This window comes from Pelorhabdus sp. sgz311001 (genome assembly GCF_055901755.1).
In genome coordinates, this window is sequence record NZ_JBVXUT010000009.1 from 23,009 (window position 1) to 44,558 (window position 21,550).

The 21,550-nt window shown below is 40.3% G+C and carries 23 protein-coding genes, 2 tRNA genes and 1 pseudogene; 19 read left to right on the forward strand and 7 right to left on the reverse strand.

Annotated elements, in window-relative coordinates:
• Positions 1 to 49: 49 nt before the first annotated feature.
• Positions 50 to 184, reverse strand: coding sequence for a 50S ribosomal protein L34 (gene rpmH / locus AC0MXB_RS17905; protein WP_092074531.1), 135 nt, complete (start codon positions 182 to 184; stop codon positions 50 to 52).
• Between the two features lie 583 nt (positions 185 to 767).
• Between rpmH and dnaA the strand changes: the two genes are divergently transcribed.
• The 7 genes from dnaA to gyrB all read left to right on the forward strand — a co-directional run bounded on the left by dnaA (position 768) and on the right by gyrB (position 8,036).
• On the forward strand, positions 768 to 2,144 hold the full coding sequence (dnaA, locus tag AC0MXB_RS17910) for a chromosomal replication initiator protein DnaA (RefSeq protein ID WP_474041088.1): 1,377 nt from the start codon (positions 768 to 770) through the stop codon (positions 2,142 to 2,144).
• Positions 2,145 to 2,505: 361 nt separating this feature from the next.
• Positions 2,506 to 3,615, forward strand: coding sequence for a DNA polymerase III subunit beta (gene dnaN / locus AC0MXB_RS17915; protein WP_474041089.1), 1,110 nt, complete (start codon positions 2,506 to 2,508; stop codon positions 3,613 to 3,615).
• A gap of 34 nt (positions 3,616 to 3,649) precedes the next feature.
• Positions 3,650 to 3,865 carry an RNA-binding S4 domain-containing protein gene (locus tag AC0MXB_RS17920; RefSeq protein ID WP_474041090.1) on the forward strand — a complete coding sequence of 72 codons (216 nt, stop codon included), beginning with the start codon at positions 3,650 to 3,652 and terminating at the stop codon, positions 3,863 to 3,865.
• A 3-nt stretch (positions 3,866 to 3,868) separates the two neighbouring features.
• Positions 3,869 to 4,984, forward strand: a complete 1,116-nt coding sequence (gene recF / locus AC0MXB_RS17925) for a DNA replication/repair protein RecF (RefSeq protein ID WP_474041091.1) — start codon at positions 3,869 to 3,871, stop codon at positions 4,982 to 4,984.
• Positions 4,972 to 5,823, forward strand: coding sequence for a DciA family protein (locus tag AC0MXB_RS17930; protein WP_474041092.1), 852 nt, complete (start codon positions 4,972 to 4,974; stop codon positions 5,821 to 5,823). The genes recF and AC0MXB_RS17930 overlap by 13 nt, the downstream gene beginning before the upstream one ends.
• On the forward strand, positions 5,801 to 6,055 hold the full coding sequence (gene remB, locus AC0MXB_RS17935; RefSeq protein WP_474041093.1) for an extracellular matrix regulator RemB: 255 nt from the start codon (positions 5,801 to 5,803) through the stop codon (positions 6,053 to 6,055). Before AC0MXB_RS17930 ends, remB begins: the two co-directional genes overlap by 23 nt.
• A gap of 19 nt (positions 6,056 to 6,074) precedes the next feature.
• A complete protein-coding gene (gyrB, locus tag AC0MXB_RS17940; protein WP_474041094.1) occupies positions 6,075 to 8,036 on the forward strand; it encodes a DNA topoisomerase (ATP-hydrolyzing) subunit B in 1,962 nt (653 codons plus the stop codon).
• Between the two features lie 44 nt (positions 8,037 to 8,080).
• Here gyrB and AC0MXB_RS17945 read toward each other — a convergent pair whose 3' ends face one another.
• On the reverse strand, positions 8,081 to 8,332 hold the full coding sequence (locus tag AC0MXB_RS17945; protein WP_474041095.1) for a hypothetical protein: 252 nt from the start codon (positions 8,330 to 8,332) through the stop codon (positions 8,081 to 8,083).
• A gap of 120 nt (positions 8,333 to 8,452) precedes the next feature.
• Between AC0MXB_RS17945 and AC0MXB_RS17950 the strand changes: the two genes are divergently transcribed.
• The 8 genes from AC0MXB_RS17950 to AC0MXB_RS17985 all read left to right on the forward strand — a co-directional run bounded on the left by AC0MXB_RS17950 (position 8,453) and on the right by AC0MXB_RS17985 (position 14,812).
• A complete protein-coding gene (locus AC0MXB_RS17950) occupies positions 8,453 to 8,719 on the forward strand; it encodes an HPr family phosphocarrier protein (RefSeq protein ID WP_474041096.1) in 267 nt (88 codons plus the stop codon).
• Positions 8,720 to 8,912: 193 nt separating this feature from the next.
• Positions 8,913 to 8,986: transfer RNA gene (locus tag AC0MXB_RS17955), tRNA-Gln, on the forward strand.
• A gap of 4 nt (positions 8,987 to 8,990) precedes the next feature.
• Positions 8,991 to 9,066 (forward strand) — tRNA-Lys (locus tag AC0MXB_RS17960).
• 145 nt (positions 9,067 to 9,211) lie between these two features.
• Complete coding sequence (locus tag AC0MXB_RS17965) at positions 9,212 to 9,826, forward strand: tetratricopeptide repeat protein (RefSeq protein ID WP_474041097.1); 615 nt, start codon at positions 9,212 to 9,214, stop codon at positions 9,824 to 9,826.
• A gap of 32 nt (positions 9,827 to 9,858) precedes the next feature.
• Positions 9,859 to 11,253 carry a DUF6612 family protein gene (locus AC0MXB_RS17970; protein ID WP_474041098.1) on the forward strand — a complete coding sequence of 465 codons (1,395 nt, stop codon included), beginning with the start codon at positions 9,859 to 9,861 and terminating at the stop codon, positions 11,251 to 11,253.
• A 311-nt stretch (positions 11,254 to 11,564) separates the two neighbouring features.
• Positions 11,565 to 11,882 (forward strand): hypothetical protein, encoded by a 318-nt coding sequence (locus AC0MXB_RS17975; protein ID WP_474041099.1) that lies wholly within the window; start codon positions 11,565 to 11,567, stop codon positions 11,880 to 11,882.
• A gap of 60 nt (positions 11,883 to 11,942) precedes the next feature.
• Complete coding sequence (locus AC0MXB_RS17980) at positions 11,943 to 13,640, forward strand: methyl-accepting chemotaxis protein (protein ID WP_474041100.1); 1,698 nt, start codon at positions 11,943 to 11,945, stop codon at positions 13,638 to 13,640.
• Positions 13,641 to 13,813: 173 nt separating this feature from the next.
• The gene (locus tag AC0MXB_RS17985) at positions 13,814 to 14,812 is read left to right on the forward strand and encodes an aldo/keto reductase (protein WP_474041101.1); all 999 of its coding nucleotides are present in this window, start codon (positions 13,814 to 13,816) and stop codon (positions 14,810 to 14,812) included.
• Between the two features lie 17 nt (positions 14,813 to 14,829).
• On the opposite strand, the gene nudC is transcribed toward AC0MXB_RS17985, so the two are convergent.
• Positions 14,830 to 15,678 carry an NAD(+) diphosphatase gene (nudC, locus tag AC0MXB_RS17990; RefSeq protein WP_474041102.1) on the reverse strand — a complete coding sequence of 283 codons (849 nt, stop codon included), beginning with the start codon at positions 15,676 to 15,678 and terminating at the stop codon, positions 14,830 to 14,832.
• Positions 15,679 to 15,788: 110 nt separating this feature from the next.
• Here nudC and AC0MXB_RS17995 point away from each other — a divergent pair, with 110 nt between their 5' ends.
• A complete protein-coding gene (locus AC0MXB_RS17995; protein WP_474041103.1) occupies positions 15,789 to 16,301 on the forward strand; it encodes a GNAT family N-acetyltransferase in 513 nt (170 codons plus the stop codon).
• 53 nt (positions 16,302 to 16,354) lie between these two features.
• Here the strand turns inward: AC0MXB_RS17995 and AC0MXB_RS18000 are convergent, their stop codons facing one another.
• From AC0MXB_RS18000 to AC0MXB_RS18015, 4 genes are read right to left on the reverse strand one after another with little or no spacing between them, the layout of a single operon-like run.
• Complete coding sequence (locus AC0MXB_RS18000; protein ID WP_474041104.1) at positions 16,355 to 16,780, reverse strand: hypothetical protein; 426 nt, start codon at positions 16,778 to 16,780, stop codon at positions 16,355 to 16,357.
• Positions 16,781 to 16,797: 17 nt separating this feature from the next.
• Positions 16,798 to 17,325, reverse strand: a complete 528-nt coding sequence (locus tag AC0MXB_RS18005) for a cob(I)yrinic acid a,c-diamide adenosyltransferase (protein ID WP_474041105.1) — start codon at positions 17,323 to 17,325, stop codon at positions 16,798 to 16,800.
• A gap of 33 nt (positions 17,326 to 17,358) precedes the next feature.
• Positions 17,359 to 17,526: a hypothetical protein gene (locus tag AC0MXB_RS18010; RefSeq protein WP_474041106.1), complete on the reverse strand. Its 168-nt coding sequence runs from the start codon at positions 17,524 to 17,526 to the stop codon at positions 17,359 to 17,361.
• A gap of 52 nt (positions 17,527 to 17,578) precedes the next feature.
• Positions 17,579 to 18,865 carry a methyl-accepting chemotaxis protein gene (locus AC0MXB_RS18015; protein WP_474041107.1) on the reverse strand — a complete coding sequence of 429 codons (1,287 nt, stop codon included), beginning with the start codon at positions 18,863 to 18,865 and terminating at the stop codon, positions 17,579 to 17,581.
• A gap of 616 nt (positions 18,866 to 19,481) precedes the next feature.
• On the opposite strand from AC0MXB_RS18015, the gene AC0MXB_RS18020 reads away from it, so the two are divergent.
• The 3 genes and pseudogenes from AC0MXB_RS18020 to AC0MXB_RS18030 all read left to right on the forward strand — a co-directional run.
• On the forward strand, positions 19,482 to 20,885 hold the full coding sequence (locus tag AC0MXB_RS18020; RefSeq protein ID WP_474041108.1) for an FAD-binding oxidoreductase: 1,404 nt from the start codon (positions 19,482 to 19,484) through the stop codon (positions 20,883 to 20,885).
• 58 nt (positions 20,886 to 20,943) lie between these two features.
• The gene (locus AC0MXB_RS18025; protein ID WP_474041112.1) at positions 20,944 to 21,120 is read left to right on the forward strand and encodes a 4Fe-4S binding protein; all 177 of its coding nucleotides are present in this window, start codon (positions 20,944 to 20,946) and stop codon (positions 21,118 to 21,120) included.
• 14 nt (positions 21,121 to 21,134) lie between these two features.
• A pseudogene (locus tag AC0MXB_RS18030) lies at positions 21,135 to 21,550 on the forward strand (2-oxoacid:acceptor oxidoreductase subunit alpha); the annotation flags it as partial.

Below are 21,550 nucleotides of genomic sequence, written 5' to 3' on the forward strand. Positions count from 1 at the left end.
TCACACCTTAATCATAAGGAGAAAAAAAGGCCACTCATAGGCGGCCTTATTATGCGGACAGTTTTTTTCTGCCTCTGGCACGTCTTCTTTTTAATACAAGACGTCCGCCTTTTGTTTTCATGCGTTCACGAAAACCGTGAGTTCTTTTTTTCCAAAGCGTATTTGGTTGATATGTGCGTTTCATCTATTGACACCTCCCTCAAAAGAACGCGGATAATCCCATGTTAAAATTCATACATTTTAACTACTAAAGATTATAGACCAGCCTCCAGAGAGTGTCAAGGAAATTACCAAGAAAAATCGCCTATTATTCCAGGGTTTGTTTTCCTAACAACATATTTTATAAAGTTATCGACAAATTATGTGGATAAGTTGGTGATTATCCATAAATAAGTGTTGATAACCCCTAGCTATTTTGTTACTATTATCTTAATGAAATTTTAAATAGGATTTCTTTATTTATTATTATCCCACAAACAAAACGGAGTTATACACAAAATCGCCTCTTTATACACAGAATTATCCACATAAATTTATAAATCAATAATACCACTAAATACCTGAGCGCAAGATTGATCTTTCCTCGCTGATGTATTTTTTTTTCGCCTTTACTTCTGTTTTATAAAAAAACTTATGCACACCTGTTGATAAGCATGTGGATAACTTATGTTATCTTATCTATTTTATATGGAAACTGTGAAAGGATTGACATGACTTTGGATAATCACACAAGTATGGCCTCCGTTTGGGAGCAAGTTCTTCATATTATGGAAAAGGAAGTAATTAAGCCGCTGTTTGATACTTGGATCAAATCAAGCATTCCCATAAAAATGACAGATACTACTTTTCAGATCGGCACGCCCAAACAATTTATTAAAGAATGGCTAGAAAGTCGCTATAAGACAAAAATTGAACAAACCTTATTATTTATTACGGAGAAGCCTTACGAAGTCCAATTCATTAATCTTGATTTGGCTGATGAAGAAGAAAAAGAACCCATTGAGCCAGAGCAGCCAGCCATAGAAGCAATACCAACCACTACAAACGAGCTTTTTTCAGAAGAAAAACCAGCGCGACCGTCAGAAAAACCGGAAAAAATAGCAACTCCCGAAGACTTCCCCTCTACTTTAAATCCTAAGTATGTCTTTGAAACTTTTGTTATTGGTAATTCCAACCGCTTTGCCCACGCAGCTTCACTCGCTGTAGCCGAAGTACCTGCCAAAGTTTACAATCCCTTTTTTATTTATGGCGGCGTCGGTCTTGGCAAAACCCATCTGATGCACGCGATTGGCCACCGCATCTTGCAACATCATCCTGACAGCAAAGTCTTATATATTTCCAGTGAAAAATTCACCAATGAATTGATTAATTCGATCCGCGACGGCAATCCCGAAAGTTTTCGTAATAAATATCGGAATATTGACGTCTTATTAGTCGATGATATTCAATTTCTTTCGAAAAAAGAACATACTCAGGAAGAATTTTTCCACACTTTTAATACACTGCACGAAGCAAACAAGCAAATTATTATTTCCAGTGATCGACCGCCAAAAGAAATACCTACACTAGAAGATCGCTTACGGTCCCGATTTGAATGGGGTTTGATTACAGATATTCAGCCGCCTGATCTCGAGACACGTATTGCCATCCTACGAAAAAAAGCACTTCTCGAAAACTTAAACGTGCCCAATGATGTAATGGTTTATATTGCTAGCCATATTGATAATAATATTAGAGAACTAGAAGGCGCTCTGATCCGAGTCATGGCCTTTGCTTCGCTAACGAATAAAGCAATTGATATTACTGTCTGTACGGAAGCTTTAAAAGATATTTTACCGAATAATCGTCCCAAACAAATTACGCCTGATTTAATTCAAGAGGAAGTCGCTGCTTTCTTTAAAATTAAACTTGAAGATTTTTCGGCCAAAAAACGAACCCGTAATGTAACCTATCCGCGTCAAATCGCTATGTATCTTTGTCGCGAACTAACTGATATTTCGCTGCCGCGTATCGGCGAACTGTTTGGCGGCCGCGATCATACCACTGTAATTCACGCCCATGACAAAATTAGTCGTGAACGCAGCGAAGATTCAAAACTGCATAATATTATCATTGAATTAATCAAACGCATTGAAAATAACTAACCCCCACCTTTTGTGTATAACCGTCTAATAAAACTGTAGATCAAATGTGTATATCTTTTTCCCCATTTTTTATCTGGATTATGTGTAAAAGTTAGGCTACTTTATCAACACTCTATACACAGCTACTTTATTGAGTCTATATGAGCTTTATCGCCCTTTCCACAAATCCACAGGCCCTACTATGATTACGACTATCTTTTTTATTTATTTCTTCTTTAAAAATAATAATATAACTCACAAAATCTGTTCATAACTTACAAAATTTCGTGCTTAATTCCTACCAGACAAATTTCAAAAAGTAGGTTATACTATAAAAATTAACGACTCCTTTTATTTCGTACACAGTTTGGAGGAATAACACATGATAGTTACCTGTTCTCAGGATCGTCTTAATAAGGCAGTACAAACTGTCCAAAAGGCAATCGCATCAAAAACTCCTATGCCTATATTGACCGGTATTTATTTAGCCGCAAAAAATAATCGCCTTGAATTACAGGCGACTGATTATGAAATCGGTATTAGTTGTACCATTGACGCTGAAGTCGATGAAGAAGGCGTCACAGTATTATCGGGTCGTATGTTTCAAGATATGGTCAGACGTCTTCCCGGCGAGAAGATTCGCATTGAAACAGATCAACAAGATAAAACCATAAAAATTACAGCTGACACATCAACTTTTAATTTATTATGCCTACCGGCAGAAGAGTTCCCCGTACTAACTCCATTTGCTGATGACAATGTCTTATATATTAAAGATAATGTGCTAAGGGAAATGATCAAAAAGACCACCTTTGCTTGTGCCACCGAAGATTCACGCCCTATCTTTACGGGCGCTTTACTAGAAGCTTCCAATCAGAGTGTATGCATGGTTGCTACGAATACCCATCGCTTAGCACTGAAAAAAGATGCCATTGATAGTTTTGAAGGAATGCTCAAGATGATTATTCCCTCAAAAATTTTAAATGAAATTGCCCGTCTTTTGACTTCGGACATTCCTTTTGATGTAAAAATTTCCTGGCAGAAAAATCAAGTATCCTTCTTTTTTGATGATGTTTATATTGTGTCTAGACTCATTGAAGGAGCTTTTCCTGACTATAACAAAGTAATTCCTCAGGATTTTGCCACGATCGTTACTGTTAAGACGGATCTCTTTCTTGATGCCGTGGAACGTGTTTCGCTAATTGCCCGTGAAGGTGATTATAATATTATTAAATTCCATTTCAAAGACAATCAGATTGTAATTACTTCTGCCAATCCAGAGCTCGGCAAAGCTCAGGAAATTATTACTGCTGATATTAAGGGGAATGAACTGGATATTGCTTTTAATGCAAAATATGTCAGTGATATTTTAAAAAATAGCAATAGCGAACAGGTCATCTTTTCTTTAAATACACCGCTTAGTCCGGCTGCGATTCGACCGGAAGCAAATGATCAATATACTTATATTATTACGCCTGTAAGAGCAAACTAAGGACTAAAACGATAGAACGTAAGCAGGAGAAGTTATGGAATCTATTGAAATTAACACAGATACAATCCAACTTGATCAATTTTTAAAATGGGCAGGCATTGTGGAATCGGGCGGTCAAGTCAAGCTTTTGCTCGCTGATGAAATGATTTATTTGAATGACCAGCTTGTTACGGAAAAACGTAAAAAGTTAAAAGCTGGCGATATTATTACGATCGAGGGCGTCGGAACTTATCAAATCGTTACAGGGTGAGTTATGAGAATTGAACGCCTAATATTGACAGCCTACCGCAATTACAGTCATGTAGAACTTATTTTTCCTGAAAACATCAATTTGTTGATCGGAAAAAACGCCCAGGGAAAAACAAATCTACTAGAATCGCTCTATTTAGCGATTTTGGGACGGTCCTATCGGACAGCCCATGATGAAGAATTGATCCAGTTTGATCAGACGCAGAGCTTAGTGAAAATCATTTTTTCTACCGAACAAACCGATCATGAGGTTACTTTTCGGTATACCCGACACAAGAAAAAAGAGATTTTTCTCAACTTAACGCCGATTAAGCAAAATGAGCTAGTCGGTTTGTTTCATGCTGTGCTTTTTTCTCCAGATGACCTCTTGTTATTAAAAGGTTCACCGGCGCTTCGGCGTCGGTTTATTGACATTGAATTTTCTCAAACAAATTCCAGTTATTATAAACTGCTTATCAAATACAATCGCTTGCTGCAGCAACGGAATAACTTGTTAAAAGAAATTCGCGAACGAAAAGCGGCGGAAAACCTTCTGCCGCCTTGGGACTTGCAGTTAGCGGAAGTTGGTTCTTATATCGTCAATCGACGGTTGAACTCTATGAAAAAGCTTGCCATGCTATCTCATTTAATGCATCGAAAACTAACGGGAAACCTGGAGACTCTTACGGTGAAATATGTACTTCAAGGTTTTGAGGGAAATGAGATTCCGGTAGAACGAGAAGAAATCAAAGATTGGCTTTCTTACTGCTTAGAGCAAAACCGTCAGAAAGATATTTGGCGTGGCAGTACTTCTGTGGGGCCCCATCGGGACGATCTTGATTTTTTTATTGATCAGATTGATGCGAAGACCTATGCTTCGCAGGGGCAGCAGCGTACAGCGATTCTTGCCTTAAAACTGGCGGAAATTGAATACATTAAGTCAGAAACAGGCGGCTATCCCCTGTTGCTCTTAGATGATGTCATGAGCGAACTGGACATGAGCCGCCGCGCTTATTTACTGGACTTTATAAAAGACCGGATTCAAACTTTTATTACAGCCACCGATGACAGGGATTTTCCTGAAAACTACGGCGGTAAAGTATATCGCGTCAATCAGGGGGCGATTGTATGGAAAGAGTAGCTGCTGTATTGCCGAAAACTTTTCAGAAACTTGGACTTACGAAAAAATTTCGCGCTGAAACAGTCATGTACCGTTGGGGGGAGATTGTTGGCAGTGATATTGCTCAACATACAAGGCCTGTTTCGCTTCAATTTGGGTTACTCTTTGTCGCCGTAAATAATCCTGTTTGGATGCACCATTTGTCCTTGATGAAGGAAAAGCTGATTCGTCAGATTAATCAATTTGCCCAATTGGAGCTCCTTAAAGATATTAAATTTCAGCCGGGCGCTGTGAAGATCATTGCTGGTGATACGAATGAACAGCCTGATTTATCGTTAAAGCGGAAGCTGAATCAAATTGTTTTATCAAAAGAGGATGTCACAGAAATTCGCGCATTAATTAGCGAGGTTCAGTCAGAGCCGCTGCAAAAACAGCTTTTTTCTTTGCTAGTAAAAGAAAAGAGGTTACAGCGCTATAAAGAACAGCAAGGCTATCATCCTTGTCCTAATTGCGGGATACTTTGTCCTAAAGAAGAAGCGACTTGCTTTATTTGTTCGCTTCAGTCTAAGCATGATAAAATTGAAGTGGTCTATAAATTTCTTTATGACGCTCCCTGGCTGGCTTATCGTGAGTTAAACAAATTTCTTTCAGCCAGTGAGTTTGAATATAACAAAGCCAAAGAGCGGCTTATCGAAAAGTTTTCGCAAAAGATTTTTGAAACCAATCCGCCGCCTCTGACAGAAGAAACACTAGTTATGCTGCTTACAGGAGCCAAACCAGATCAGTTGAATCAGGCTCTGATTGAAAGAACCTTACGCAAAGTCAGGAGGAAGAAATATGTTTTTACACCTCGGCAGTGATTACGTAGTTCCTCTGAAAAATGTCATTGCAATTACTGATATGAAAAATGTAAAATCAGGAATCAATCAAGAATTTATTAAGGCAAAACGCAGTCAAAAGGTTGTTATTGACATTTCTGAGGGAAATCCTAAAAGTTTTGTCATTACTGATAAAAAAATTTATTTATCAGCTATTTCGGCTTTAACTTTAAAAAAACGAGCTGATCATGTACCAGAGTCAGAAGAAGAGTAAGTAAAGGTTGGAGGTAATTATGAGCAACGATACGAATGAAAGACCGGAAACAGAGGGGCTTTTTGCAGAAGAAGAAATTACGACAACAGTCAATGGGGATTATGGCGCGCAACAGATCCAGATTCTAGAAGGATTAGAGGCTGTTCGTAAGCGTCCTGGTATGTATATTGGCAGTACCTCGTCAAGAGGTCTCCATCACTTAGTATATGAAGTCGTTGACAATGCCATTGACGAAGCTCTAGCTGGCTACTGCGATACAGTCCATGTGTTGATTCATCCTGATAACAGTATTACTGTATCTGATAATGGCCGCGGCATCCCTGTTGATATGCATGAAGTCGGGAAACCTGCTGTGGAAGTTGTTATGACAGTTCTTCACGCCGGTGGTAAATTTGGCGGGGAAGGTTATAAAGTATCAGGCGGTCTTCATGGCGTCGGTGTCTCTGTTGTAAACGCTTTAAGCGAATGGCTGGAAGTTACGGTGAAGCGAGCCGGCTTTGAATATCAAATGCGCTTTGAACGGGGCGATACCGTAAAAACGTTGCAAAAAATTGGGCCGACTGAGGAAACGGGTACGAAAGTAACCTTTAAGCCTGATGCAGAAATTTTTGAAGATCTTGTTTATCATTTTGATACATTGCGTCAGCGCTTGAGAGAACTAGCATACCTCAATAAAGGGCTTGCGATTGATTTGACTGACGAACGAACTGGCGTACAGCAAAAGTATCATTTTGAAGGCGGCATTATATCCTTTGTGGAGCAGCTAAATCACAATAAAGATGTGCTTCATACGAAGCCAATCTATCTTCATGGCAGTAAAGATACGACGATTGCGGAAATTGCTATTCAGTATAATGACAGCTATATTGAAAATATTTATTCCTTCGTTAATAATATTAATACGCATGAAGGCGGTACGCATTTGAGCGGTTTTAAAATTGCTTTGACGCGGACCATTAATGATTTTGCCCGCAAGCTGAATCAATTAAAAGATAATGATGAAAACTTAAGTGGCGATGATATTCGTGAAGGTCTTACTGTGGTGTTGAGCGTTAAGCTGCAGGAGCCTCAGTTTGAAGGACAGACGAAAACGAAGCTTGGCAATAGCGAAGTGCGCGGAATTGTCGATAATATTGTGAGCGAAGGCCTGAATGAGTTTTTTGAAGAAAATCCTTCGGTCATTAAAAAGATTATTGAAAAAGCTGTTATGGCTTCAAGGGCCAGAGAAGCGGCTCGTAAAGCCAGAGAACTTACGAGACGAAAAAGCGCCTTGGAAATTAGCTCGCTGCCAGGCAAGCTAGCTGACTGTTCGATCAAAGATCCCATGCAGACAGAAATTTATCTCGTCGAAGGTGATTCGGCTGGCGGCAGCGCGAAACAAGGCCGTGACCGCCGCTTCCAGGCAATATTGCCGTTGCGCGGAAAAATTCTCAATGTAGAAAAAGCTCGTCTTGATAAAATTTTAAATAACGAAGAAATTCGTTCCATGATTACGGCTTTTGGTAATGGGATTGGTGAAGAATTTAATCTGGAAAAAAGTCGCTATGGCAAAATTATTATTATGACAGATGCTGACGTAGACGGTGCTCATATTCGGACATTACTGTTAACCTTTTTCTATCGCTATATGAAACCTTTGATTGAAGCAGGCCGTATTTATATTGCGCAGCCGCCTTTATATCAGGTAAAAAAGGGCCGGGAAAGCTGGTATCTGTACAGCGATAAGGAAATGGACAATTTACTCAATCGAATCGGCCGCGACGGTATTAATGTACAACGCTACAAAGGTCTTGGCGAAATGAATCCAGAGCAGCTCTGGACGACAACTATGAATCCGGAAGTACGTACCATTTTACAGGTTAGTCTTGATGACGCCCTTAGCGCCGATGAAACTTTCTCAGTGCTCATGGGCGACAAGGTAGAGCCTCGCCGCAAATTTATTGAAGACTATGCCCATACGGTACGAAACCTCGATATATAATAAAAAAAGACAGAGAAAAAATCTTTCTCTGTCTTTTTTTGCTGTTAGTAACGAAATCTGCGGCGAATTCTGGGAAAGTAACGAGGAAAAGTGGGAATAGTACCGAGATTATTGGCAATGGCCACTGATAGAATATCACTATAATCTGATGGAAGATAGGAAACCTGGCCGTACATGGTCTGGGAAGGATAAGCTGTTCCAAGCGGCGCGATATACGTATAAGGAGCATAATAATAATAGCCTGTAGATAGTACCGGCCAATGGGTAAAGTAAGGATTATAATAATGAATTCGCATTATAAAGCTCCTTTTTGGTTATTTTTATATAGTATGTTGTAAACTCGAGTACTGCTATATTTGGACTTGCCTAACGATTTATTCATTGCTAGAATAAAGAAAATGGGAGGAGGAATTATCATGAAAGAAGCAACAGTTACTTTGAAAAATCCTTCAGGGCTTCATGCTCGTCCGGCGGCGCAATTTACCCAAGCGGCAGCAAAATTTAAAACGACTACCATTAAGCTAAGCAAAGAAGATAAGGAAGTTGATGCGAAAAGTATCTTAGCATTGATGAGCTTTGGCGCTGCCTGCGGTTCGGTTTTGACGATTCGCGCTACGGGCGATGAAGAAGAAGCCGCTGTGAAAACTTTGGCCGAGCTTGTAGAAAGCGGCTTTGGCGAGTGAAAAATAATAGGTAAACTGGCAATTATGCTAGACTGAGAAAAATCAGCTTAGTTCATTGCCAGTTTTTTTTATTAGCGACAAATTTTAGTCAAGTATCTCATTTTCAAAGTAGCAATTTTCAAATTAGACTTGACATAAAAAAAATAAAGATCTATAATATTAAGGTGTCATGAAGATAGTTAAGTTAGTCTATTGGGGTATCGCCAAGCGGTAAGGCATCGGACTCTGACTCCGACATCCTAGGTTCGAATCCTAGTACCCCAGCCATTATGACTCACTAGCTCAATTGGCAGAGCAACTGACTCTTAATCAGTAGGTTCGGGGTTCGACTCCCCGGTGGGTCACCAATAAATACAAGGCTTTCAGCAATTATGCTGAAAGCCTCTTTTGTGTTTTGGGGATAGTCTAGATAAAACTGTATTGAAGGAATATTATAAAAAATAGATAATGTAGTGAGTAGGGAATTTGTTTAAATGATGAGGGGGAATTCTTTTGAAAAGAGTTTTAATTGTTGTACTTGTCATTGTTTTAAGCAGTATTTCAGTAGTTTTTGCCAGTGAAGGACGAGTGAGTGTTGACCTTAATGAACAAGCGATTATTGACTGGACCCAAGCAATTATAAATAATCCCAATGATGCAGTTGCATACTATAAGCGCGGCATAGCCTATAAAAATCAACAACGCTATGATGACGCTATTCGTGATTTTTCTAAGTCGATAGAAATAAATCCTCGTTACGCCGCTGCCTACCTAGAGAGAGGATATCTTAACCGTAATATAAAAAATCAAATAGATTTAGCTTTTGAGGACTATAATCAAGCCGTACAGTGTGACCCTAACTATGCGATTGCATATAATAGCCGTGGCTATATATACCTTTTAAGAAAGCAATATAATCTAGCTATTGTGGATTTTAGTAAAGCAATTGAACTTGATCCCACTTTCACTAAGCCCTATTTTAATAAAGGTACAGCTTACGAACAACAGCAGCAGTATCAAGAGGCCATTGATACATATAAAATGTTACTTATGAATGTATTACATCAGGATATACAGTCAATTCAAAATGCTAAAACTAGAATTCGTGCTTTAGGCGGCACTGTTTAAGCTATAATATCTCTATATTTGGAGGGGAGTATATGCTAAAAATTCGTTTATCTATAGCAGTTGTGCTTTGCTTAATCGTTTCGTTGATTACTTCCATTGCTGCGGCAGAATCGCCAGATCGTGCTAAAGAAATGGTGGCCATGACTCAGCAAAAGATGGCACTCGCTAAGAATTACCATATGATTATGGCAATTGATATGGCTATGAATACGCAGGGAAAGAATATGAATAGCACAATCAACATTGATATGGATATTTTCAGTAATCCATTATTAGCCAAAAATAAAACAGATATATTGTTTTCAGTCAGTGATAAGGAAAAGCTTATTCAAAGCTCCCAGACACATATGACATTGCTTCAATACATGGAGCAATCAGGCCCTAAAATACTGATATATACTTATACCGATGGCAAGTGGCATAAACAATCCTCATTAATTGGATCAGTTACTCCCAATAAGGAGTATGAAAATTTTCTCAAGCAAGTAAAAAGTGCTAGGATAACAAGCGAAGACCAAGATACTATTGTGATAGAAGCTGTTATGGATGGAAAATTTATTAAAGAGACGTTACAAAACAATGCGAGTACTGTAGGTTTAGCTAAAATGAATTTAAAGGATGACTTCATAAGTTCCATTGGCGATGTAACTTATACGATTACCATAGATAAAAAATCGATGACTCTGTCCCGCGTGGTTATGGATCTGTCTGATTTTATGCAAAGGTTTGGGGGGAAATTGGCCGAAGGCTCTACGATACCTACTGAAAAAAAGCAACAGTTAAAAGATCTGTTTAGCAATATGCAGATGCATATGACCATGACGATGAGTAAGTATGATGAAATTGAGTCGTTTACGATTCCTGACGAAGCAAAACTTGCAGTGGAAGATCAACCAGCTGTTAACCCTAATGATAAAGTAATTAATGATTTAACAAATATAATAAATCATAACCCTAATGACTTTGTTGCTTATGCCAAGCGCGGCGAAGCCTATTCCAATAAGAAAAATTTTGATTTAGCATTGAACGATTTTAATAAGGCAATAGAGCTAAATCCTAAGTATGCTTTTGCCTATGCTTGGCGCGGCTATATTTTGGCGAAATTAAACAAGGGAGACTCAGCTATAGCCGATTATAGTAAAGCAATCGAAATCGATCCTGATTATGCTTATGCCTATCAAAATCGAGGACTAGAATACGCTAAAAAGAAACAGCTTGATTTAGCTATTACTGATTATAATAAGGCGATTGAACTAAATCCAAGATATAAACAGGCTTATTTTAACAGAGGGATTGCCTATGAACAAAAGCAGCTATATCAGGAGGCTATTGATAACTATCGTAGTCTTATTGTGAATATACCTGATGATAAAGCAGCTGTTGAGTTGGCTAAAACCCGTATTCGAGCATTGGGAGGAACTATATAAAAGAATTGGCAGAATAAGAGTGAGCACCCTACTTTGGCCGCGAGGCTGAGGTGGGGCTTTTTTTATTTTTGCGGATCAATGGGGTGATTCATGACTAGAATTGTTTTCTATAACTTTTGGTATAGTTTTTTCATTGCTTTCAAAATGCTGTTAAACCTTTATGTTATCTGTGTTTTTTATTAAATAATAATTATTATAAAATATATCTTTTGGTAGAAGTAACTTCACTTTAGTTCTATTACACTATACTCAAGAGGAAAAAGAAAACAACAACAACAAGAAAGACGAGCTACCGGAAAGGAGCTGATTTTATGAAAAAGAAAGAGCTGCTCATGTTTCGCTGGGGCGCTGCCGAATATGGAATTCCACTAGAAATCGTTACAGGTATGATTCATGAGAAGTGGTTAGAGGGATTGGCTGAAAGCGATTCCATTCCCGTCATTAGAGATACGAGGGAAGAAGTGTCAGATACGAAGCGGGTGATTTTAATCGAATCAAATGGTCTGTGTCTGGCTCTTGTCGTCGATGAAATTCTTCCCCATACGAAAACAGTTACTAATGACCAAATCAAAAATATGATCGAATCATCCTTTTCACTCTTTCAATTCAAACCAAGTATCTATAATTAATAGCTAGGTTATCAAAATAAGAATAAAAAATAATAAAAAACGATTGAGGAGGCGATCCCCATGACCATAAAAAAGAAACTTTCGTTAGGTTTTTCCTTAGTAATTCTAATCAGCATACTTTCTTCATCCTTCGTATTCTACCAGCTCAATAAAGCACAAAGTGAAGTCAATGAACTTGCTACAAATTGGGTTCCCAGCATTAAAGCAGTTGGCAAAATCAATGATAATTTCTTAAACTACATCCGATTCCTTTACGCTTTTGCTCTCGAATCAGATAGCGCAGCTATGGATCGTTTAGATCAACTGATTACGGACAGGCAGCAAAAAGTAGAGAAAGACCGAGTTGCTTACGAAGCCTTAATTAGCAGCCCGGAAGAAAGAAAAACTTACGAGCAATTTGTAGCCAGATGGCAAGAATATCAAGGTATTGCAGGAAAAATCAAAGAATATGCCCGCAAAAATGATTTTGCTGGAGCCAATCGTGAGTTTGTCAAAGGTCGTCCCCTCGTAAATGAAATGGATGAGCTGTTACAAAAACTCGTGAAAATTAACGAAACTGGTGCGGAAGAGTCAGCTGCTCTTAGCATCCAAGCCGCTTCCTATAGCAAAATCAGCTTACTTGCAGCATCGATCATCAGTGCCATCAGCGGTACGATTATCGCGGTAGCCATTGCTTTATCGGTGGTACGGCCTCTTAGAACTTTGGAAAAATCGCTAGGTGATCTTGTGGAAAAAGGCGGCGATTTAACCCAGGAAATCCCCATATACAGCAAAGATGAAGTCGGTGATTTAGCAAAAGTCGTCAACGCCTTTATCGCCAACCTCAGAACAATTATGGCCGAAGTCATTGATGATGCGCAGCAAGTTGCCGCCGCATCGGAAGAATTAACAGCCAATGCGGAACAGTCAGCTCAGGCATCAAATCAAGTAGCTGTATCGGTTATTGCCGTAGCCGATGGTGTGAATAAACAATCTTCGGCCGCAGCCGATACGCTCAATGTAGTAACGCAAATGTCCGGCGGCGTTCAACAAGCCGCAAGCAACGCCACAGCAGTTGCAGCAATTGCCGACAATACAGCTCGCTCAGCTCTCAAAGGCAGCGAAGCTGTGGGCAAAGTAGTGGATCAGATGAATGAAATTGAGAAAACATCGGTGAATGCGGCTCAGGCAGTAAATAAGCTTAGCCTTCGCTCTCAAGAGATTGGTCAGATTGTGGAAGACATTACCGCGATTGCCGGACAAACAAACCTGTTAGCTCTTAACGCAGCAATTGAAGCGGCTAGAGCAGGCGAACAAGGCAGAGGCTTCGCAGTAGTGGCCGAGGAAGTTCGTAAGCTTGCGGAGCAATCGAAAGAAGCAGCAAAACGAATTTCCGGGTTGATCACGGAAATTAAGAAAGATACAGAAGAAGCCGTAGGCGCTATGAATAAAGGCTCTGATGAAGTAAAAACTGGCGCTCAGGTTGTCCAGACAGCTGGAAAGTCCTTTGATGAGATTCGCGGTTTGATTGACAATGTATCAAGTCAAGTAACCGATATTTCCGCAGTGGTACAGCAATTAGCGAGCAGCAGCGAAAATATCGTAGATGCAGTGCAAAGCATCACCGGAGTGAGCAAGGCAACAGCTACGGAAGCGGAATCCATCTCGGCAGCTACGGAAGAGCAGTCAGCCTCAGTGGAAGAAATTGCTTCGGCCAGCATGAATCTTGCTAAGCTTGCCCAAAATCTACAAAATGCTGTTAGCAAATTTAAAGTCTAAAAATAAAAAGGGCCGTTAAGGCCCTTTTTATTTTTTGGATTATGCATATGAAAGTGTCGGTAGTAGCGTGTTTTTAGAAGGTTTCAGAAGGATCATTTTCTATAGGCAGGAATTAAAAGGAAATAAGGCGAAAATAGCAACGTTTTTTATTATAACAATCGGAGGGGAAAGAGATGGAATATAAGTTATTAGGCAGAACTGGCGTGCTCGTATCGGAATTATGTTTTGGCACAATGACTTTTGGTTCGGAAGCCGATGAAACAGAGTCAAAGCAGCTATTTTATCGTTGTCGCGAGGCGGGAATTAATTTTTTTGACTGCTCTAATAACTATGGCGGCGGCAGAGCTGAGACTATTTTAGGGAATCTGATGAAAGAGTGCCGTAATGATATTGTTTTAACAACAAAAGTTTCGCAGCGGATTCATCAGGATGTGAACGGACTGGGATCATCGCGCCGACATATCATGACAGCAGTGGAAGAAAGCCTGCGCCGTCTGCAAACCGATCGGATTGATTTGTATTTCATTCACCACTTTGATCCCTGTGTTGCTATGGAAGAAACGCTCCGCGCCCTTGATGATCTGGTGAGACAAGGTAAGGTGCTGTATCTTGGCGTAAGTAATTGGGCTGCCTGGCAAATTGCCAAAGCGCTTGGCATAGCGGAATTAAGAAATTTAGCGCGCTTTGAATGTATTGAACCGATGTATAATCTCGTGAAACGTCAGGCGGAAGTGGAGATTTTGCCGCTTGCCTTGTCGGAAAATTTATCAGTAATTCCTTATAGTCCGTTAGGCGCGGGATTGTTAGCGGGAAAATATACGAAGCAAGCAGCTGGAGCTACAGGGCGAATTACTGAGAAAGAACAGTATGCTAAACGTTATGGCAATCCTGCTTACTATCAGATTGCGGCAGAGTTTGCCGCCTATGCCGAAAAGCTTGGCGTTCATCCGGCTACGCTCGCAATTCGTTGGGTTCAGTCTCATCCGGCGATTACAGCGCCCATTGTCGGGGCAAGAAATCTAGCGCAGCTTGAACCATCGCTTGCAGCTGTTGACTTTACTTTAACGCCGGAAATGCTTGCTCATATTGCTAAGATTTCGATGGATCCTGGCAATGCTACAGATCGCTTAGAAGAAACAATGGATGATAAATTTAAACTTCGTAATAGATAAAATAAACTTTGCTGAAGTTAGCGGCTCTGATTGATTTTTCCGTTCTGTTCGGCTACAAAGGAATCAATCAGCTGCCTAGCAATGCTGCCAGGTGTTGGAATTAAGGGAAGGTGATCTGCGTCAAACCAATTGGCAGAGAGGATTTCCTCATTGTCGATTTGAATTTCGCCGCTGGCCCATTCAGCTGTAAAGCCTAGCATCAGTGAATCAGGAAATGGCCAGGGTTGACTACTTACATAGCGAATATTTTTTACTTCAATGCCCACTTCTTCGCGGATTTCTCGGCGTACGCAGTCTTCGATGGTTTCACCTGCTTCGACAAAGCCAGCTAACGTACTGAACATGGGGGTTTTAAAACGGCTTCCCTGAGCGAGCAGAATTTTATTATCTTTTTTTACAGCTACAATAATTGCTGGTGAAATACGAGGATATACTATGTTTTTGCAGGCTGGGCAGACTAGAGCGAGTTCGGTTGGCGAAGAGGTAAGCGGTGCAGCGCAGCAACTGCAAAATTTATTTTTTTTAAGCCAATGCGTAATGTGATAGATATGATAAGCTGCTTGGGTAATGGGATGAGCCGGATTCACCGCTAGCTGGCGCAAGGTTTTCCAATGAAAATTTTCTGGCAAGACTTGGGGATTAGCCGAAGCCGTATAATAGGTCTGTCCGTCTAAGGCTGTAAGTGACTGCGGTGTATCAAAACCGGTCAGTCCAATAAGATCTTTGGTTTGGGGTAGTGTAAAATTTCCATCGCTCCCTTTGACGATCAATTGTTCGTCATGAAATAAGAGCCAAGATTGTTCTGGTTTATAAGCAGAAACAGCGGCACAAGCCGTTGCCTTCGATGTGTTTTTTAGCGAAGTCACTCGTTTCCCTCCTAATAGCGATACAGTATTTTTGTTTATTGTACAATGGTATGATTCGTTCGTCTATGTTTCGAGAATAAATAAAGCTTATAAGAAAAGAAGGGATAGGAATGATTCGCAGCGCCTGTGAGGCTGATTTGGTGAAAATTTCTCAGATTTATAATCATGCAATTCTTTATACGACTGCTGTTTATGATGAACAAGAACATTCTTTAGCAGAGCGAAAATTCTGGTTTGATAAGAAGTGTCAGAAGGGCTTTCCTGTGTTAGTTTTTGAGCAAGACGGCGAGGTCGCTGGATTTGCTAGTTATGGACCCTTTCGTGACTGGCCTGGTTATCGCTATACCATAGAGCATTCTGTCTATGTCGATGAGCAGTATCGTAAAAGTGGTGTAGGAACGAAGTTGTTACAAGAGCTAATCCGCCTTGCCGCAGAACAAGGCTATAAGACGCTTGTAGCTGGGATTGATGCGGCGAATGACGCCAGTATTGCTATGCATGAAAAACTGGGTTTTACTTTTAGCGGTACCGTAAAACAGGCTGGTTATAAATTTGATCGTTGGCTTGATTTAAGCTTTTATCAATATGAATTACCAGGACCTCAGCCGGAAAAAGATAAATAAAAGAACGCCCTTGCTTCGAGTGCGTAGAAGCAAGGGCGTTTTAGTTCGTTCTGTTATTTTTTTTGCATAAGATTTAATGCGCCATTTTGGCCATAAGTGAGGATTTGGTACAAGGACGAACTGCTGTCTTTACTATCTTGGAACATATAATCCGCCAAGGTTTGATTGGTATTGGTATCGGAGTCGGTAGTGTTTTTGGTAAGTTTACCGCTCGCTTTCATTTCTTTGGTCAGTTGACTGGATGCTTTTGTTTGATTTTCTGTTAGCATGTCAGCTAAGGTTGTACTGTCATCGTCTTTGTCATCTGATAAATAATTGGCGAGTGACAAAGCTTCCTGTGAAAAAGAATAGGAATCAAGGCTGGTGGCTGTCTTCGATGAGGAAGTCCCAGTCTTAGTTGAATCAGTACTAGCATCTTCGCTAGTAGTTTTTAGGGTATATTTCCCTGTGTTTGGTGTGAGACCTGTAACAATTGGCATAATGGGCACCGCCTAATTTATTTTTTGAACTCGACGAGTTCTTGGGTATCTTCAAGATAACGAGCGAAAATATAGATCAGATCAGAAAGTCGATTTACATATTTAATCAGATAAGGATTGATTGGCTCTAATTCATCGAGCGATAACATGATTCGTTCAGCGCGGCGGCAGACGGTGCGGCATACGTGCAGACTTCCTGAGGCCTGGCTGCTGCCGGGAACAATGAAACGCGGTTCTGGTTTGATTTTTTCTACATATTCGTCAATCCAGCCTTCAAATCGTTTAATTTCTTCGTCACCAAGATGGGATGGATAGTTTTTCCCTTCTGGATCAGCCAATTCTGCCGCTACAGAGAAGAGTTCTTTCTGGACAGTGTGAATTCTTTCCACAATTAATTTATCAGGGATAAAATGCTTGGAAAAGCCCAGCAACGAATTTAATTCATCAATGGTGCCATAGCTATCAACGCGAATACTGTTTTTACGGATACGAGTTCCGTCAAGTAAGCTAGTTGTTCCTTTATCACCAGTACGAGTATAAATCATAGTAAATCCCTCCTTTAGAATCATTGCTTATGCTTAATGTTCCGATATGCGGATACATTCTTTTAAGTAATAAATCAGCGCTTTTCCTTCTTCGGTTAAAATCGTTCCCGAACCTTTGCAGTGTGGACATTCCTGACCGTTTTGCCAGCCTGTACCATCACAAGAAAGACATTTTGTTTCGATTGCTAGTTCTTCGGCCATAAAATTCCTCCTACTAAAAGTATCGTAAAAAACGGGAGAAATCATTACTGTTTTAATAATTAGATTGTTCGACTAAGCGAGACAGGCCCGAAGCCGAGGTGGCCACTTCACTAGCTGCTCGTTCAATTTCCTGGGAATTTCGTGATAAATCATTTACGGAGTTATTTATCGTTTCCAATTGATTGTAATTATTCGAAATGGAACTAGCAATGAGCGTCATACGCTCAGAGCTTTCCGTTACAGCCTGCCCTACTTTTTCCATTGTTGTGGCTTGATCGGCCATACTTGTGACAACTTCTACGGTTGACTCGCTGTTTTGGCGAATTAAATGGGCAATTTCATCAGCGGCTGAGCGGCTTTGTTCGGCAAGCTTACGAACTTCATCGGCTACAACGGCGAAACCGCGACCTGACTCGCCAGCTCTCGCCGCTTCAATGGCGGCATTAAGGGCCAGCAGATTCGTTTGTGAGGCAATGGAGGTGATTGTTTCGATAATATTGCTAACCGATTTTGATGTAGCATCAAGCTGGCTGACCTTTTTCTGGGCATCCATATTTAAATCAATCATTGCAGAAAGCTGTGACAGAGTCGACTTAATGACTTTATCGCCTTCCAGTGCGGTTAGGCGGGTTTGATTGGATTCTTCTTTTGCTTGATGACAGGAATCTTTAATATTCTGGACGGATACAGCCATATGGGAAGCCGAGGCCGTTGTTTGCTCCGCTGCTGACGCTAGGACATGGGAAGAATCTTTCACATGTAATAAGAGTTTATTTTGCTTTTCTAACATGGCTTCTTCCGCTTTAATTTTTTCCTCGAGCTCTAAGGTATGACACTCCGTAAAGGATTTTACCGTTTCTGACTGAATCAGTTGGAGCTGTTGGTCGAAGGCTATCAGGATTTTTTCTAATTCTTTCGGGCTTGATCCATAGGTAGTTAGAATCATAGGGATCAAGATTCGCTTTAAGTTGGATAAGGCTAAAATAAACCACGACACTGGCAATCTAATATCATTATGCTTATTGCCAATTAATCGCATTCTAGCAATATATTCTTCGGTAATATTGCTTTCATAAAGGAGCGGGAGAAACTGATGAAAGGTTTTTTTCAGCCTTTCTACAGTAGAATGATTTTGGATAAATTCTCGGATTGAGGGAACTTCTAAAATCCGCTGGTAAAAACGGTCAGTAATGTCGTTGTGGTGTTGTTCGATAATTGGCTTTAGCGCTGTTAGATAACCTAATAAGTCTTGGTTTGTATCTAAAAAGGCTTTGGTAATGGGATCTTTGCCAGAATAAGATCCTGGCGTGATCGATACGCTTTTTTTCTTTTCAAACATAATCATACCTCCTGATTTCAAAATAATTCGAGGGACCGATTAGTTACGAAAAAAGGAATAAAATATAATTCATAATTATTTTCTTTTATTTTTATTTCTATAAGATAACAGTATTTCCTTGTTTCAAATTGATGATTATGGAGAATTTTGTCGGTTCAGAAAAATAAAAAAAGTACTTGTCCTGATAAAAAAGATATGGTAGAATGAACTCGCTAATCAAATAAAAAGGCATAAAGCAGACGGCTTACGATAAAGTTAGTCACACTCCTTTATCAGCAGCCGAATCGTAAGATGCTTTTCTTACTTGTACGAGTTGCATAAAAACAAGTTCATATTTCTTGATTGATAAAAAACTTCCAGCTAAATGCTGGAAGTTTTGGTTTTTAAAGCAAGAAGTATGCATGGGCGAAAAAAAATTGGTATTTATGTATCCATAATAAAACGAATTTTTTTACTGTTTGCAGAACTTGGCTCAGTTGGGCGCCGATTTTTAACAACTGGTCTATTTTTGCGGCAGATTCGTCCCATTTTCAATTACAAAATCTCTGTAACACTTTATAATAGACATAGACACAAAATTGCGTCATGTGTATATGAAGATGAGGAGAGATGGAACATGCAAAAGTACAATAAAGTAACTCCTGAGGTCATTGCGGAACTGAAATCGATTTTGGGTGACAAAAAAGTAATTACTGATCCTGATATCATGGAACCTTATAGCCATGACGAGGTTCCTGACAGTCAATATGCTCATATGCCTGATGTAGTTGTATTGCCAGAAACAACAGAAGAGGTTTCCGCTGTTGTGAAACTGGCTAATAAGTATCTGATTCCTTTAGTACCTCGCGCAGCCGGTACTGGTCTAGCTTGCGGCGTTGTACCGCAACTGGGCGGAATTGTGCTTAGCATTGAAAAAATGAACCGTATTTTAGAAATTAATGAAGACAGCTTGTATGCAGTGATTGAACCAGGTGTTAGAACGGAAGAATTCCAGAAAGAAGTAAAAGGAAAGAATCTTTTCTACGCTGGAGATCCTTGCAGCGGTGATAGTTGCTTTATCGGCGGTAATGTAGCAACAAATGCCGGTGGCAACAAAGCCGTAAAATACGGTACGACAAGACATCAAGTCTATGCCTTGGAAGTCGTTATGCCAAATGGCGAAATTACCACTTTAGGCGGTCGTCTGGAAAAAAACACTACAGGCTACAATTTAGAGCAGCTCATTATTGGTTCAGAAGGTACCTTGGGAATTATTACAAAAATTACTCTTAAATTAAAACCTCTACCGGCGAATATTATCGATCTTTTAGCGATTTTCCCTGACGTAGAATCGGCTATTAATATTGTCGGCAAGATTATCAAAGCTGGCATTACGCCGACTTGCGTGGAGTTTATGGATACGATTACGATTCAAAGCGTAGAGAAATTTTTGAATGAAAAACTGCCGCACAGCGATAATGGCAATTATGTCATTATTCAAGTAGAAGCAGATACAGAAGATCAGCTTGATGAAAAGAGTGTGACCCTCGACGAACTGTGCACCGACAATGGCGCATTGAGCGTTTTGGTAGCTGATCCACAAAAAATCTGGCGGGCCCGCAAGTCCTTTGCGGAAGCGGTACGCCACGAAAGCTTGACAGCAGCAAAAGAAGATATTGTTGTACCGGTAGATCAAATTGCTCCCATGATGCATGAAATCGCTATCTTGCGTGAAAAGTATGGTCTTGTGACTCGTACAGCTAGTCATGCTGGCGATGGCAATATTCACTTGAATATTTTGAAGGGCGATGTGCCTGATGCACAGTGGACGAAGAAAATTGCCGATTTCCAAAATGATCTATATACCGTAGTTTATCGCCTTGGTGGCAAACTCTCTGGTGAACATGGTATTGGTTATAAACGGAAAGGGCTCATGGAACAATTTACGGACCCTGTAGAACTTGCTGCGATGAAAGCAATTAAAAAGGCCTTAGATCCTAACTTGATTTTAAATCCCGGTAAAATTTTTGATGTAGAATAAGGGCTTGGCGGCTAAGCCGCCGCCCCCACTTTCTTGGTTGGAGGTGAACAGATTGAAACTGAAGCAAATCATCAACCGTTGTAAAGGCTGTGGGATCTGTGTGGCGTTCTGCCCGAAACAGGTTCTTAAAGTCAATGAAGTAGAAAAAGTGGAAATTGTCGATGAAGCAAGCTGTATCGGCTGCAAACAGTGTGAACTGCGCTGCCCGGATTACGCTATTTTCGTTGAAAAATAAAGGAGTGACTCTCTATGGCAACTGTCCTGATGCAGGGCAACCAAGCTTGCGCAGAAGGCGCTATCGCTGCTGGCGCTCGTTTTTTTGGCGGCTACCCTATCACGCCGTCCACTGAAATTGCCGAATTAATGGCAAAACGCCTCCCTCAGGTAGGCGGCAAGTTTATCCAAATGGAAGATGAAATTTCCGGGATTGGCGTTATTATCGGCGCTTCTTTAGCTGGTAAAAAAGTTCTTACCGCTACTAGCGGCCCTGGTTTTTCTTTAAAACAAGAACTCTTAGGCTATGCAGCAATTGCTGAAGTACCCATCGTGATTGCCAACGTACAGCGGGTAGGTCCTTCGACTGGCCAGCCGACATCTCCGTCACAAGGCGATGTAATGCAAGCTCGCTGGGGAACCCATGGCGATCATCCGATCATTGCGTTAAC